Annotated in this window: 11 protein-coding genes; 8 read left to right on the top strand and 3 right to left on the bottom strand. The window is 44.8% G+C overall.

The features are described from left to right. Positions 1-187 precede the first annotated feature (187 nt). A complete protein-coding gene (locus tag FBY13_RS02715) occupies positions 188-910 on the bottom strand; it encodes an SDR family oxidoreductase (protein ID WP_145393404.1) in 723 nt (240 codons plus the stop codon). 98 nt (positions 911-1,008) lie between these two features. On the opposite strand from FBY13_RS02715, the gene FBY13_RS02710 reads away from it, so the two are divergent. The 8 genes from FBY13_RS02710 to FBY13_RS02675 all read left to right on the top strand — a co-directional run bounded on the left by FBY13_RS02710 (position 1,009) and on the right by FBY13_RS02675 (position 10,890). Next, positions 1,009-1,917, top strand: a complete 909-nt coding sequence (locus tag FBY13_RS02710; protein WP_145393403.1) for a LysR family transcriptional regulator — start codon at positions 1,009-1,011, stop codon at positions 1,915-1,917. Between the two features lie 816 nt (positions 1,918-2,733). After that, complete coding sequence (locus tag FBY13_RS02705; RefSeq protein WP_186440778.1) at positions 2,734-3,972, top strand: PTS sugar transporter subunit IIC; 1,239 nt, start codon at positions 2,734-2,736, stop codon at positions 3,970-3,972. 55 nt (positions 3,973-4,027) lie between these two features. Next, positions 4,028-6,643, top strand: coding sequence for a family 78 glycoside hydrolase catalytic domain (locus tag FBY13_RS02700; protein WP_145393401.1), 2,616 nt, complete (start codon positions 4,028-4,030; stop codon positions 6,641-6,643). 36 nt (positions 6,644-6,679) lie between these two features. Then, a complete protein-coding gene (locus FBY13_RS02695) occupies positions 6,680-7,624 on the top strand; it encodes an AraC family transcriptional regulator (protein WP_145393400.1) in 945 nt (314 codons plus the stop codon). A 188-nt stretch (positions 7,625-7,812) separates the two neighbouring features. After that, the gene (locus FBY13_RS02690) at positions 7,813-9,096 is read left to right on the top strand and encodes a carbohydrate porin (RefSeq protein WP_096012440.1); all 1,284 of its coding nucleotides are present in this window, start codon (positions 7,813-7,815) and stop codon (positions 9,094-9,096) included. Between the two features lie 35 nt (positions 9,097-9,131). Then, positions 9,132-10,094 carry an alpha/beta hydrolase gene (locus tag FBY13_RS02685; RefSeq protein ID WP_145393399.1) on the top strand — a complete coding sequence of 321 codons (963 nt, stop codon included), beginning with the start codon at positions 9,132-9,134 and terminating at the stop codon, positions 10,092-10,094. Between the two features lie 132 nt (positions 10,095-10,226). Continuing rightward, positions 10,227-10,532, top strand: coding sequence for a PTS sugar transporter subunit IIB (locus FBY13_RS02680; protein WP_063879248.1), 306 nt, complete (start codon positions 10,227-10,229; stop codon positions 10,530-10,532). Between the two features lie 40 nt (positions 10,533-10,572). Then, on the top strand, positions 10,573-10,890 hold the full coding sequence (locus FBY13_RS02675; protein ID WP_063879249.1) for a PTS lactose/cellobiose transporter subunit IIA: 318 nt from the start codon (positions 10,573-10,575) through the stop codon (positions 10,888-10,890). A 176-nt stretch (positions 10,891-11,066) separates the two neighbouring features. Here the strand turns inward: FBY13_RS02675 and fhuA are convergent, their stop codons facing one another. Together fhuA and FBY13_RS02665 are read right to left on the bottom strand one after the other, a co-directional pair. After that, positions 11,067-13,241: a ferrichrome porin FhuA gene (gene fhuA / locus FBY13_RS02670; protein WP_145393413.1), complete on the bottom strand. Its 2,175-nt coding sequence runs from the start codon at positions 13,239-13,241 to the stop codon at positions 11,067-11,069. Between the two features lie 617 nt (positions 13,242-13,858). Next, entirely contained in the window at positions 13,859-14,698 is an 840-nt protein-coding gene (locus FBY13_RS02665; protein ID WP_063879250.1) for a helix-turn-helix domain-containing protein, read from the bottom strand. Positions 14,699-14,876: the final 178 nt, after the last annotated feature.

Genomic DNA, 14,876 nt, shown 5'->3' with positions numbered 1-14,876 from the left:
GACAGCTCAACGAAAGGCCGAGAAAAACGCTAGACTATGAATCACCCGCAGAGCGGTTTAGCCAGTGTGTTGCATCCATCGGTTGAACTCACAGCGCAAAGCGGACTGATGTCAGGTTAATGTCTGCTATGCGCGAAAAGCGGAATTTAGTCGTTGCTTCAAGTGACCATGAAGCCATGCCGAAACGCTAGTTTGCAGACGCTGTAGGTCTTATGGTTATTTCAGATGTATTAACGGTTTCAGGCGCCTCAATGACATGCTTTACAGCATGGGCAATGTTAGCGGGTTTAAGTGCGACAGAACGGTAGGCATCCATCAGCGCCATGGTTTCCTCATGGGTAATTGTTGACGCGAGTTCACTTTCTACAACGCCGGGATTTAAGCAGGTTACACGTATGTTAGGACTTTCCTGTCGTAACCCTTCAGAAATAGCCCGCACCGCAAACTTGGATGCACAATAGACGGCAGCTGTTGGTACGACAGTAAAGGCACCAATAGAGCCGATATTAATTATCTGACCCGATTTCTGTGCTTCCATCACGGGTAGCACAGCGCCAATACCCCAAAGCACGCCCTTAATATTAACGTCTATTGTTCGTTCCCATTCATCCTGATTGCCAGCGGCAAGGGGTGAAAGCGGCATAATGCCTGCATTGTTAATAAGGACATCAATACGGCCCCAGTTGTCCAGTGCTGTCTGGACGAAGTCAGACATGGATTGTCGATCGGTAACATCCAAAGCCCGCGCATCAGCAATACCGCCCGCGCTGCGAATGTCTGCTGCAATGGCATCGATACGTTCCACTCTACGTGCTCCTAGTAATACCTTCGCACCTGCAGTTCCAAGTTCTCTGGCAATACCTTCCCCGATGCCACTTGATGCACCAGTGATTAATATAACTTTGTCCATGATGTTCTCCTGTCATTGATTTCGTAGAGAGAATAGAACTTTACGATAAGTTGCAGTATCCTGCTTTCACTGGACTCAGTGGTTAGCAGTACTAAACAATGAAAATTGATCTCAATCTTTTACCTGTTTTTATTGCGGTTGCTGAAGAGCATAATTTCAGTAAAGCTGCAGCACGGCTGGGCGTGACCCGTTCGGCGGTCAGTCAGGGAATAAGAAGGCTCGAGGATGCTTTCGGCACAATGCTTGTCATGCGGACGACTCGCTCGGTTCATCTGACGGAAGCGGGAGAACAGTTGCGTGTATCTCTTTCATTGCCTTTAACCAGTCTCGAAGCTGCATTCGACAATATTGCTCCTGACAGTAAGCCAAGAGGACTTCTCAGAATCGCGGTGACCTCGATAGCGGAAGAATTTCTTTCAGGCCCGTTAATCGCTTCCTTCGCGGCAGCTAACACCAGTGTGAAGCTTGATATTGTTGTCACTGATAAAGAGTTTGATATTGTGGCTGCAGGCTACGATGCGGGTGTCAGGCTCGGAGAAGTGATTGAAAAAGACATGATTGCTGTTCCGCTTACGGGTGATCAACGTGAAATGGTGGTTGCTTCCCCTTCCTATCTTGCAGCCAATAGTCGCCCTTATCATCCTCGTGAGCTGGTTCATCATCAGTGTATCGGCTGGCGCTCATCCCCGGATGTTGAGCCCTATCGCTGGCCATTTGAAGAAAACGGGAGAGCCTTCGATCTGGCGATTGAACCGCATATTACGACTAATGACCTGCGTCTGATGTTAAGACTGGCTCTGGCTGGTGGCGGCATCACTATGGCTACTCAAGAAACATTCAGGCCATATATAAAAGGCGGTCAGCTTGTGTCAGTGCTGGATGAGTATCTTCCACAATTTCCAGGCTTCTATCTGTATTTTCCCCAGCGCCGCAATATTGCGCCAAAGCTCCGTACTCTGATTGACCATATCAAAGAATGGCGGCAGACGTTTACTTGCCCCCTCTGAGTGGTTCATTTCCATTTTTTGAATCAGTGAGTTAGTTCATGGTAAAGGCTAAGATTAGCGCATGCAGATGCTGCGGACTTGTCCAGTATTACGTGATAAAGCATATTTTCTTCACGGCTCCATGCACCGTTGCAAGCTGTCCTGTTGTCCTGCTTAACTTCCTCTATATAACGCCCATGTCATGCAACCTTATTTCTACAAACTCCTCTGATAGATGAACTCAGGGTCAATTCAGCCTGCGGATTTTGGAAACAAACGCTTAAATCCCGGTAGTTACCATGACGGTGGGTTCGCCAGTTATGTCTGCTAAGTCCGCTTCTGCACTAAGCAGACATTGTGTTCACATCCCCATTAGGACTCAAATTTGTCTTTCGCTGGCACCGTATCGGGCCTGTAAATCCCTGACCCAATCCCGCAGTCGTGCCAGCGTCAGCTCTTTTTTGCCAGCACATCCTGCAGTATCGCCTTACCGGGGCACCAGACTCTTTAGCCGCAGATATTCCTCTTCCCGCTGCCGCATATATTTGAGTTCAGAAGGGGGAATTCCAACGTATTTCTCAGGCCATACTTAAAATGTGGCCAGAAATTCAAGTCATAAATATAGTATTGTGATTTGTGTCACTAAATATTCCGTTTCGCAAAAAAGGTCATTCTAAATGACAACAGCCGACATGCCTCGCAATTTAATATGCCATTACTATGATGGCCGGACAGTTTAATCTCATTTAAGTTTTTGAACGCACTTAAAAATAGACACTGATGGAATATCACATGCCAATAAATACAGCTGCCATGCAAGAAAAACTATTAAGTTTAATGCAAAGCGTTGGTCAAAATATCTACCTGAAATCAGTGATGAGCGGCATGATGCTCGTGTTACCAGCAACCATCATGAGTTCCGTCGCCACGCTTCTTAAGGTATTCCCTTTCCAGCCTTACCAGGATTTTCTTGTTCGCTACGAACTAGTAAGGTTTTTTGATATACCTATCAATTTCACCAACAACTTTCTGGCAGTCATTGTTTCATTTTCGGTGGCTTACACGCTGGCTAAAAATCTTAATGTTGATAGCTTCATGGCCGGTCTGCTTTCAATGATTTCATTCTTTATACTTACACCCTATAACCCTGGAGAGATCGGTCCACTGGGGCAATCATATTTAATTCCAAGCCAATGGTTAGGTGCCATGGGGTTGTTTACGGGGATTTTGGTTGCCATTGTATCAACCCGTATTTTTACAGGCATTACCCGAAAGGGATTAATTATTAAAATGCCAGAGAATGTCCCGGATTTTATATCAAAATCCTTTTCATCGCTCATTCCTGGTATTGTAATCCTGACAACATTTACTGTTATATCTGCGATTATAACGATTAATGGTTATGGTAGCATCCATCAAATCATCTATAAACTCATCCAGTCGCCACTCACATCTCTTGGATCAGGCATTGGATCTATTATTTTTGTTGCAGTGCTTGCTCAGTTACTCTGGTTCTTTGGTCTTCACGGGCACGCCATAACACTAGGCATTGTAGCGCCTATATGGTTTGCTATGGATGCACAGCAGCTGGCTGCGTATGCTGCAGGCATTGAATTACCTAATATCACCGGGTTTGCATTCTTTATGACCTATGGTGTTGCGGGTGATTTATTACCATTAGCGATTATGTTGGCTTTTTTTGCAAAGAGTAGTCGATATAAAACTTTAGGTAAAATAGCCCTTCCTCCCGCGGTATTCACAATTGGTGAACCCATGGCCTACGGTGTACCTTTGGTCATGAACTTTGCTTTAGCTATTCCCTACATCCTTATCAACGGGATTATGTTGGGCATCGCATATTATCTAACTGTAATTGGAATATTGCCGAGGGTCGCTGGCGTCAGCACGCCTGCGGGGATGCCTATCATAATCTCAGGATTCATGCAGGGTAGCTGGAAAATAGCGGCATTCCAGTTTATTGGGTTGTTTGTAAGATTCTCAGCCTGGTACTTCTTCTTCAAGATAGCTGATGCGTTAGCCTGTAAAGAAGAAACGGATGAAATCTGTGCGAGTTAGATAATCAAAATCTGGAAGTTGACCATGAGAAATACACTACGCCACGGTGGGTTAAATGTTGCAAATTAATTATCAGACCAGTCGAATTGTTGTCGACAGACTCCCTGTTGCATGTCACTGGAGCGTTAAGCATATACAAGCATCGTACCATGTAACAATTTTAAAAGACGATTCCGTGGTACATGAACTTACTGGGGTTGGCGATAGCACAGATCTGCTTTTAACTGGCTTTGAGTTGAGTGAACACGGCACATATACTGTGAAGATTAATTCATGTAACAGTGCTGGTAGTATGGTTTCACTGACTAATTCATTCATTACGGGTAATCTGGGTAACTTCCACGGCAACTGGATAGCACAACCTTTTCAGAACAACAAAGATAAACCAGAAGATAGTAGTACGCGAAACACGGTTATCAGGAAATGTTTCCCTATCCAAAATGCAATCGACAGGGCTGTAATAAACATTGCTGGACTTGGATTCTATAACCTATATATAAATGGGGATAAAGTATCAAGGAATGAGCTTAATACCGACTGGACTAATTACTCGAAAACCATCTATTACGATACTTATGAGATAAAGGATTACTTAAAAACGGGTAGCAATACTTTAATCATTGAACTGGGCAATGGATGGTATGCTCCCTCCGAAATGAAACTATTCGGGAAGTATAATCTTCGTGACATTTTATGTTCAGGGGGGACTCAGGCAATCGCTGATATTTTTATACAGGGTGAGGGACTGTCAGTACGTCTATCGACGGATGAGACATGGGAATGCACTGAAGGCGCATATTTTACCAACAATATCTACCTGGGCGAAACCTTAGACTCCCGATTGTTCAGTGGTCGCAATACCACAGAACTGGTATCACCCAGATGGAATAACGTCCTCCTGGCGAAAGGGCCACAAGGGCAGATGGTGTCCAGTTATATCCCCAAGATAGAAAAAATTAAGTGTCTGGACTTTAAAGAAATCCATGTTCTGAATGAATCAGAATTCATCGTAGATTTTGGGGAAACCCTTTCAGGGCTTATTGACCTTTCGGTGAGCGCCTCCGAAGGACAAGTTATCACTCTGACATATGCTGAGTGTCTCGACGATGATTACACGTTGAATACCGGGTCAACGCTGGCTGGCTTCATTGGAAAAGAGGTAGCACCCGGCATTATTATAAATGGTGGAGAGTCATCCCCCGGTCGTGCAGAGCAAATCGACCAGCTCATTTGTCGAAGTGGCATCAATCATCTGGTTAACAAGTATACCTATCATTCTTTTCGCTATGTGAAAGTGAGTGGAATGAATCTGGATCAGTTACTCTGCATTATGGCGCACAAGGCATACAGCAAACTCGAAAGCGCCGGCGATTTTCTTTGCTCAGACTTGTATTTAAACCGGCTGTATGAGATTGCGCGTAATACCAAACTAAACAATATTCACTCCGTGTTCAGTGATTGCGCGCGGGAGCGGTTCGCGTATGGTGGGGACATCGTTGCTCTGGCAAAATCTCAGGTTTATCAGTTTAATTCTGCAAAGATGTACGAAAAAACCCTTTCAGACTTTATCAACGACACGCGGAAAAATGGTGGTTTTCCCGAAACGGCACCGTATGTGGGAATTAAAACAAACGGAACCGGGGAAACAGCCGGCCCTTTGGGATGGCAGCTTGTTGTTCCCTTTTTGCTTAACATTCATTACCAGCACTATGGAACGCTGGATCTCGCACGTGCGTTTTTTCCATTCCTGGAGCGTCAGCTTGAACACCTTAACAGTGTCGGGTATGAAGGGCTTCTCAACTGCTGCCTCGGGGATTGGGGGAGCCGAAATTCTGGTGCCGTTGACTATAAGTCAGGTTCTCCCGCACGCAATTTCACGACCGCATGTATCTATTATCTGCATGTAAAGTTACTCCATAAATTCAGCACTATTCTTAAACTGAACGGTAAGTCTGAATTTTATGCGAAACAAATAGTTAAAATCAGGGATCGTATTATTGCTGATTTTCGAAATGCTGATGACAGCTTTGCAGATAAAAGTCAGACAAGCTATGTTTTTGCACTCTATATGGAATTAAGTGATAACCCCAAAAAGTTAGCCAGTGAACTGGCTAATGCTATTCGCGATAATAATTACCTGGTAACCTGCGGGATTTTTGGTCAAAGCTTCCTGTATGAAGTTCTCCGCCATTATGATGAAAATGAAGTAATCATGAAATGGCTTCACGCCTGTGGGGGATTCAAAAGTATGCTTCATGACGAGGATACTACCCTGAAAGAATTTTTTGGTGATAACAAGAATGGCTCATGCAATCATGCGATGTTCAGTTCTTATACTAGCTGGATGACTCAAGGGCCAGGAGGCATTATCATTGAGGATAATGCAAGAGGTAGTGATTCTGTAAGAATACAACCTGCATTTTTGGATTCATTACAGTTCGTTGACTGTACACATCACACTGTCAGAGGATACATTTCTTGCAAATGGCAACGTCTTACAAAAGGTATTGAAATAGTGATCAATATTCCATTTAATTTAAAAAAATGCGTCCTGGTTATCTCAGAAGAGTATAATGTCACGGGTAACATCCATGAGCCTCAGTATTCCGATGGTGTTAATCAATACTTTGATATACGAAATGCTGGTGAGGTTAGCGTGTTACTGACCTGAACGCTTCATTAATTATAAGCTCCATGTAGGTGTTTTATGCTCAATCCTGAAATACATGACAGTCTGTTAGCATATACAGAGAGAGAACTTGAGATTTTACGTGCTAACTATCAGCTGAGTCATAAGTTTAAGAACCGCATGGAGCGTAGGTTTTTTAAAGATAACTATATTTATATTGAAAAACAGACTCGTTTCACAAAAGTGTCCTTGCATTCACATGATTTTATAGAACTCATCTATATCTATCAAGGAAGTATGCGTCAAAATGTCAATGGCCTGCCCATGACATTACAGGAAGGGGAAATTATGCTCCTCAACCAGTTTGCTAAACACGAAATTGATTCTGCCGGCCATAACGACATCATCATCAACTTCATCATCAAAACGGAGTTTTTTGGCAAATTAATGTCGTTGTTTGATGAAGATAACCTGATATCGGATTTCATTCTCGCGTCAATAAATGGTAAGCGTCGTTATGGGGAACATATTCATTTCAAAGTGGGTGAGATAGATTCTATCCAGAACATTATGCACATCATCATTACTGAGATTTATAGCGCAAATAAACTTAGAGAGGTGCGCGTTAATTTTTTAGTGGGTTTGTTGCTGACCGAATTACTTGCAAATATTGAGTGCAGTGACTATCACATTAATGGAACTTATAATAATTCGATATCAACATCTGTCCTCAGATATATTGATGAGAATTATAAAGTTGCGACACTTAACGACATTTCTCGCAGGTTGAATCAGCCGAATTATAAAGTAAGCAAATTACTCAAAGACTTCACCGGAAAGAACTTTAGTGAACTCCTTATTGAAAAAAGGTTGGATATCCTAACGCATTTACTAAAAAACACAAATTATTCAATAATTGACGCAATCAACATGTCCGGCTATGAAAATGCCACTCACTGCTATAAAATATTCAAAAATAAATACGGCATGAGTATCAAGGAATATCGCAATAGTTTTAACTAACCCTCTTTTCCTGTTCGGAAAAGTCAGGCATTTTTGTCTGGCTTTTTTTAAATTTAATATTAAATGCAAAATTCGACATACAAAAACACAAGCCTGGTTATAACTCTACTCTGGCGGTCAAATATAATGGTTGTGATTTCTTTTCTTATTAAAAAAATTACCCTACCATTACCAGTGGAGCTATAATAATGTGTTTAAATAAAATAACGCTTTATTTATTGCTGTTTTGTAGTTGTATAAATGAAAGCTATTCTGCAAATATTTCTGAGGATGGCTCGTTTCAATTAAATGGCTATGGAATGGTTGCCGGCGATTTTCAGAGCGAATACAACAGACCCAAAAATATGACGCTTCATGCAGATCCCACTGGCCCGAATCAGGACCCGCGAGGAAAAATGGGGGATCTCGGTAACAGCTTTTGGCACGATTATTATACGTCTCTTGCCGTTACCAAGAAATGGACAGGGATCGGCGCGCCTGAACAGTGGGCTGATTACACTTATCAGGTTGTAGGGTACGGAGATAAAGCTCTTGAAACTGCACAAAACTATGGGAGATTTGGTGGACTGAATTTCCTGCCAGATGAGTCGAATATCTGGGCGGGCCGCCGCTATCTGGACGAGCGGATCAATGTGTTTGCCTATAATACTAAAGAAGTTCACATTGATTCAGGAATAGGTTATAGCAGTAAAAATTTTGATTTTGCTGTAGGGACCGCTCAGATTGACTGGTCAAGCTCTGGCGCGCCGATGGCCGCAGAAGGTTCACGCCGGATTTTCGACCTCACTTATCGGCTCGGATTAACAGAGTGGGGCATTACTTATGTCAAAGAACTGGATAACCCACTTGGTACCGGTGTACAGCAGGCTACAAGTTTCTCAGCTAAATACACGATGCCAAACTACCTTGGCCTGATTAAAGGTCAATCCTCACTACAAATTCAGTATGGTAAAGGCGTTATAGCGCAATACCTGAATACCAGCCGAATAAGTGTACTCAGTGAGAAAGGGGATTCATCTGTCAGATTTACTGTCGATGGAAGCATTTCACAATTTGAAGATTTTACCGTAAATCCCGCTTTTATATATGAATATACCAAACGTGATAAGTCTGCAGACCGAACCACGGTTATACCCGACCTGGCTTATTCTGGTGGCGATATGATTTATGGCTACGAAAATGAAACGGGGATTTTTGGTGGCGTAACGGTAAAACAAAACCTTCATCATCAGAACATTTCAATGCTCTATGAATTTATTGTAAACAATACCAGAAACAAGAATGGGGTCGCCGGTGCTAATGGCAATGCCTACAAAATTTCAGTAGGTCCGGCTCTACAACTGGACGTGCTCCCTTATATCGCACCACTTGCCAGTCTGACATTGACCTACGCCGGGGGAGATCGTGAAGTGACCCTGTTGCCAAAAGCATCTGAATGGCGAGTGGGCTATCGCATGGAAGTCTGGTTCTGACGGTGTCTGTCTTTAACGCTATTCAGGAGTAAAAAATGTATAGAAAATCTATTGTGGCATTGACCGCATTCTTTACCTTATCTGTTTCCGCAGCCGGTCAGGTAGCAGAAAGTAAAAATATCAAATTAACGCCAAATGCACTGGCTGTTGAAATGATCCCTGATATTACTTACTCATTTACACAGAATACCATGGGCAGGCCTCTGCAACTGTCAATGGACGTCCTTAAGCCTTATTCCCCAAAACCGCTTCCTGCAGTGGTATTTATCACCGGTGGGGGATTTATTGATGCACCAAAATCAAAGTTCATTGGCCAACGTGTCGATATTTCACGGGCGGGTTATGTGGTGGCCAGCATAAACTACCGGGTAGTCCCGACAATGGTCTTTCCAGGCCTGCTTGAAGATGCTAAAACGGCCGTCAGGTTCTTACGCACCAATGCTGACAAACTGGGTATTGACCCTTCCCGGATAGCCGTGATGGGTGAGTCAGCCGGCGGCTATCTGGCTGCAATGGTCGCCACCACTAACGGCATCAAGACGTTCGATACGACCGAATATTCCGGGCAAAGCAGCGATGTGCAGGCAGCGATTGATCTGTATGGCTTATCTGATCTCACCACGGTCGGGAAAGATTTTTCTGATGAAATTATAGAGGCGCACAAGTCTCCCGCTATTCCGGAAGCAATGCTGGTCAACGGCATTCCGTGGCAGGGCGGAGGGTCCATTCTTTCTAACCCAGGCAAGGCTAAAGCGGCAAATCCTATAACCTATATCTCCGACAAAACTCCGCCATTTTTACTGATGCACGGCGATGCCGACAATGTGGTGTCGCCAGGCCAGACAGGTATTTTGCATGAGGCGCTTATTGCACATGGACGTGATTCAACGCGTTATATCGTCGCGGGGGCCGACCATGCTGGTTTGATGTGGTATCAGCCTGAGATAACCAAGATCATCATTAATTTTTTGGATACCCATTTGAAGGACAAAAAATAACTACGGGTAATGCCGGATCATTCCCGTGATAAAAACGAATTGCAGGTCAGTTGCACTATTGAATTGAACATATTCTGGGGATTATTTCACTGGTTCAGTGAAAATCTCGATTGTAAAAAATAGGGAGTTAACTTGAAACGTATCTTTTTATGTTGTGCTGCCGGTATGTCTACCAGCATGGTGATGAAAAAAATGAAACAGGCTGCAGAAAAGAACAACATCGAAGTCGATATCGTTGCGGTTTCGATGGAAGATTTTGATCGGACTCTGGCTCTGTATGACTGTTGTCTTCTGGGACCACAGATCAAGTATAAATTTGAGGAGTTTCAGGCTAAAGCCATATCAGCGGGAAAAAAAATAGCGGTAATCAATAGCATGGATTACGGCATGATGCGCGGAGAGAAAATCCTCAATGATGCACTGGCTCTTTTTGAATAACGAACGGTAATCATCAGCAATAACAGAATTGAGGTAGCAAATGGATATGGAATCAACGGTAATGGAACTCATCATCAATGCAGGTGAGTCCCGTAGCTGTGCCATGCAGGCCCTTAGCGCTGCAAAAAAGGGTGACTGGCATGAGGTCGAAGCGCAAATGAATGAATCTTTTGCCGCATCTAAGCGGGCTCACGACGTACAAACAATGCTTATTGGTATGGACGAGGGATGCGGCAAAGTTCAGGTAAATCTGGTCCTGGTTCATGCGCAGGATCATATTATGAATTCGATGTTAGTCCGGGAAATGGTCCAGGAATTCATTGATATTTATCGCCAGCTTCCAGCGCGTTCCGCATAGCCTCACGCTTTTGCTGACAGATCTCATCTATTGCGTCCATATAACATGGACGCTTATTGATTAACGTCCGCTTCTGCAAAAACAGACTGAGCCAGGAAAACTGTCCGCCATGAGCGACAAGCGGACAATATTAACCCTGTGTGATGGCGGAAAAAATGTACTCCAGGACGTGCGCTCTAGAACCTGAGCGTAGCGGTTGCGGTAATCTGTCGCTCCGCGCCGTAAAAACATGCTGTTGTGGCGTAACATCCTGCGACGTAATTCTTATCAAAGAGATTGTTAACGTTCAGCCCTATGGTTGACCCCGGCATACTGAATCTGCCCAAATCATACTGTATGACGGCATTCCAGATCGTATAGGGCTTCACTTTAAAGGAGTTTGCGTTATCACCTTCCGTAGACCCGATATACCGACTGCCTAATCCTACCGTCAATCCGCTAAGAGACGTTTCATGGAAAGTATAGTTTCCCCATAATGCCGCCATATTTTTTGGAATTTCAGCAGGACGATTACCTTGATACAACGTATCTTTGGTATATTCTGCATCCGTGTAGGAATAGCTGCCGATAATATCGACATTTTCTGTCAGCGCTGCTTTTGTCTCAAGCTCAATACCTCGGGAGCGTTGCTCGCCATTTTGTATTGAATATAAAATATGCTCAGGATCTGAACTCAGATTTTTATCTTTTGTTAACTGAAATACCGACAAGGTTGCGGAAATCAATTGATTGTCAGGAATATATTTTATCCCGGCTTCATATTGTTTGGCGCGAGATGCCTGGAACATTTTACCTGTATAGTCTGATCCCGCGGTTGGCAGGAAGGATTCACTGTAGCTAATGTAAGGTGAAATACCATTATCAAACAGGTAATTCAGGCCTCCACGCCATGTAAATTCATTATCATCCTGTCCGGCGGCGGTATTGTTAGTAAGACGATTGACGCTGTCTACTTCAGACCAGTCATAACGCCCACCCAGTGTGAATACCCAGTGATTCCATTCCGCCTGATCCTGCAAGTACAGGCCCGTCTGTTGCAGATGATCGACCTGATCCCGGTAACCGAAATACTGCACCGCCGTATTACCATATACAGGATTGACCAGATTCAGACTGGACGCTATACCCAGCGCCTGCCATACATCATTACGCGTGCGCCGGTAATCCACGCCCATAAGCAACGAGTGGTCTACCGCATAAGTGGAAAACGTATGTTGCGCCTGAGTATCAACAGCGAAGGTCGACAAATGCTCTTTAGCCTTAAGCGCACCTCGGGTCAGTTGCGACGGATCAAACGGGGAAATCTGGCTTCCAAAGATTGTTCGGTAATCCATATCTACCGTTCCGTAGCGCAGGTTCTGTCGTATTGTCCAACTGTCATTGAGTTGATGCTCGAAGGCATAGCCGACTAACTTCTGTTTACGGGAAATTTTATTATAGCCCGGTTCACCATCGTTAAAACTGGTGGGTAATTTTCCACCCGCGCCACTGGTTACCGTTCCTTCTTTAGGCAGGTAGCCAAACCATCCTGTTTCAGGTTCATCGAGAAAACTGCTTAAAAAAGTAAACTGGGTTTTGTCGCTGGGACGCCATGTGAAGGACGGCGCGATAGAATAACGCTTGGCTTTTTCACCCGTCTGTTGCTGATCCTGATCGCTGGCCACGCCTGTCAGTCGGTAAGTTAACTTATTGTCGTCATCAACCGCGCCGCCAAAATCAAAACCGGTCTGGAAAAGATTATGGTTGCCTGCTTTAAACTGCACTTCGCGAAGGGTTTCCGGTGTGGGACGTTTGCTGACCAATGCAATAATGCCGCTGGGGTCACTCAGGCCATACAGAACGGAGGCAGGACCACGCAGCAATTCAGCGCGTTCCAGCATATAAGGATCGACCTGGAATGAAGTGAAACTGTCACTCTGCAGTTTGAGTCCATCAAGATAAATATTATCGCCGACCTGGCTGAATCCCCGGATATTAACTGAATTAAACCCGCTTACTGAACCGCGACTGTCAACCATCACATCGGCTGAATAACGAAAAGCATCTTTCAGTGTCTGTGGGCCGAGCAAATCCATTTCTTCACGCGTGACAACGGTAATTGACTGGGGGGTTTTACGGAGTGGCGTATCTGTTTTAGTGGCTGTCGCACTTCGTTTTGCCACCACGGAACCTACTGGCCCCCAGGCATTTTCTGCAGCGTTACTCTGCCCATCGCTTGTTACCGTAAGTGTATCCTGCTTAGGTGAAGCCCTGTCGCTGTCTGCTGACAGGGCGGGAAATGACAGTGAACTCATTAATGCGCTAATGATGACCGCACAGTAACGTGGAACAAGGACTCTTCGTACTTTCATGTCTGTATGCACTCGTAGGGTTTGAATAAAATACATTTGACTGAAACGAATAAGCGCCAGGCCCGCGCGCGCCACTTTTTAAAAAAAGAAGTCTGCTTTCCATGACGGTAAACCGGCCCCGAACAGCGGCATCTGCGCCTTCCGTGACCCTGTTGTCAGGCAACGCCACTCAGGCTGCGCATCGGTGGGAACGCAGCCGTTGTCGCTGTTCAGCACGCGGATTCATAACGTTTCAGTCGTAAAACATCCAACACAAATAAAAATCATTCTCATTTAATAGCGAGAATGATTTTTTCGATAGCGAAACCCAGACATAAAATTTTTCATTTCAGCCAAAAGTGACGAGTTTTTCTTTTCAGCAGCGGGGAATCCAGACTTAACGTCAGAAATGATGTGGTTGATGTCGCCTTCACCGGCAATATCGCTACAACGAAATCAGAGAAACACCTGAATGTTTCTTAGCGTCAACGGCGGTTAAAAGCCGGCGTTTTTTCGCCAGGGCGCCATACCACTGGGTATGAATGAAGTGTGATAAACAACAACCCCCCGGCGGAACAATCTGTCGGGGGGAACGTCTGTTCTCTGGGCGAACTCAACGAGCAAGGGATGATGTGCGTTTAATCCAGATAAATTTTGCCAGGCATAACGCCTGCTGCAAATTTCTCTGTTCTTTCAAAAAGGTAGCGTGCTGGCGGCTTGCCGACTGCTTTTCGGAACATGGTGATAAATCCGCTGGCGTTCTCATAGCCAAGTTCCAGCGCCACGGTCTGAACGCTTTCACCGCGGGTTAGGCGCTGAAGTGAAAGAATGACATGTAGCTGCCGACGCCAACGGCCATAACTCATGCCGACTTCCTGCAGCATCAGCCGGCTCATGCTTCTTTCACTCATACCAATGCGATGAGCCCATTCGCTTAAAGAGGATTTGTTAATGGGATCGGCCAGCATCATTTCAGCAAGCTGGCGCAGCCTTCGATCACGTGGCATTGGCAGATGCAGGTCTTCTACAGGCGCTATAGATAATTCATCAAGTAGGGTTGCTATCAAACGGCTTTCAGGCCCTTCTGTCGCATAGAGCCTCGGTAAACTCGCTGCTTTAAGCAATAATTCACGCATGAGTGGGTTCACTGAGAGTGTGCAGCAGGTTTTCGGCAGCCCAGGCATCGCTTCAGGTTCAATAAACAGGCAATAGCATTCTGTATTTCCAGAACCACGTGCAGAATGTGGCATGTTGCCCGGTATCCACACGGCACATTGCGGTGGAACAATCCACATTCCCTCGTCTACCTCACAATTGAGCACGCCCCGGACGGAATAGAGTAATTGCGACTTACGATGTTGGTGTGTTTTATTTTCCCAGCCGCGTGAAACCATGGATGCGCTCATGGCAAAAACGGCGCGCGGAATGCTGTCAATATCAGGCATAACAACAGAATTTAGCGACGGTCCCAGGGACATACATTCAGCCTTAAGGTTGAGCGAAGCGTTTTTGGCGGATTTAAACAACATTATGACCAACATTCGCAATGCAGTCTAAGGGGTATTTAGATAATTTTATTAAATAAGAGTTTTGGTTTCTTTCTGTGCTGCGCGCCACGTCACTGACGTGGCTGTTTATCGGCGCGACATCAGCTCT

The sequence above is a fragment of the Pantoea sp. SJZ147 genome (assembly GCF_007828605.1).
Classification (GTDB): domain Bacteria; phylum Pseudomonadota; class Gammaproteobacteria; order Enterobacterales; family Enterobacteriaceae; genus Pantoea; species Pantoea allii.
This window is presented reverse-complemented; position numbering and strand designations above follow the sequence as displayed.

Bases quoted from the DNA above. Each gene is read 5' to 3' on its own strand.
- FBY13_RS02695 (WP_145393400.1), top strand. From the start codon at position 6,680: ATGCTCAATCCTGAAATACATGACAGTCTGTTAGCATATACAGAGAGA.
- FBY13_RS02715 (WP_145393404.1), bottom strand. From the start codon at position 910: ATGGACAAAGTTATATTAATCACTGGTGCATCAAGTGGCATCGGGGAA.
- FBY13_RS02705 (WP_186440778.1), top strand. From the start codon at position 2,734: ATGCAAAGCGTTGGTCAAAATATCTACCTGAAATCAGTGATGAGCGGC.
- FBY13_RS02675 (WP_063879249.1), top strand. From the start codon at position 10,573: ATGGATATGGAATCAACGGTAATGGAACTCATCATCAATGCAGGTGAG.
- FBY13_RS02685 (WP_145393399.1), top strand. From the start codon at position 9,132: ATGTATAGAAAATCTATTGTGGCATTGACCGCATTCTTTACCTTATCT.
- FBY13_RS02665 (WP_063879250.1), bottom strand. From the start codon at position 14,698: ATGTCCCTGGGACCGTCGCTAAATTCTGTTGTTATGCCTGATATTGAC.
- FBY13_RS02700 (WP_145393401.1), top strand. From the start codon at position 4,028: ATGTTGCAAATTAATTATCAGACCAGTCGAATTGTTGTCGACAGACTC.
- FBY13_RS02710 (WP_145393403.1), top strand. From the start codon at position 1,009: ATGAAAATTGATCTCAATCTTTTACCTGTTTTTATTGCGGTTGCTGAA.
- fhuA (WP_145393413.1), bottom strand. From the start codon at position 13,241: ATGAAAGTACGAAGAGTCCTTGTTCCACGTTACTGTGCGGTCATCATT.
- FBY13_RS02690 (WP_096012440.1), top strand. From the start codon at position 7,813: ATGTGTTTAAATAAAATAACGCTTTATTTATTGCTGTTTTGTAGTTGT.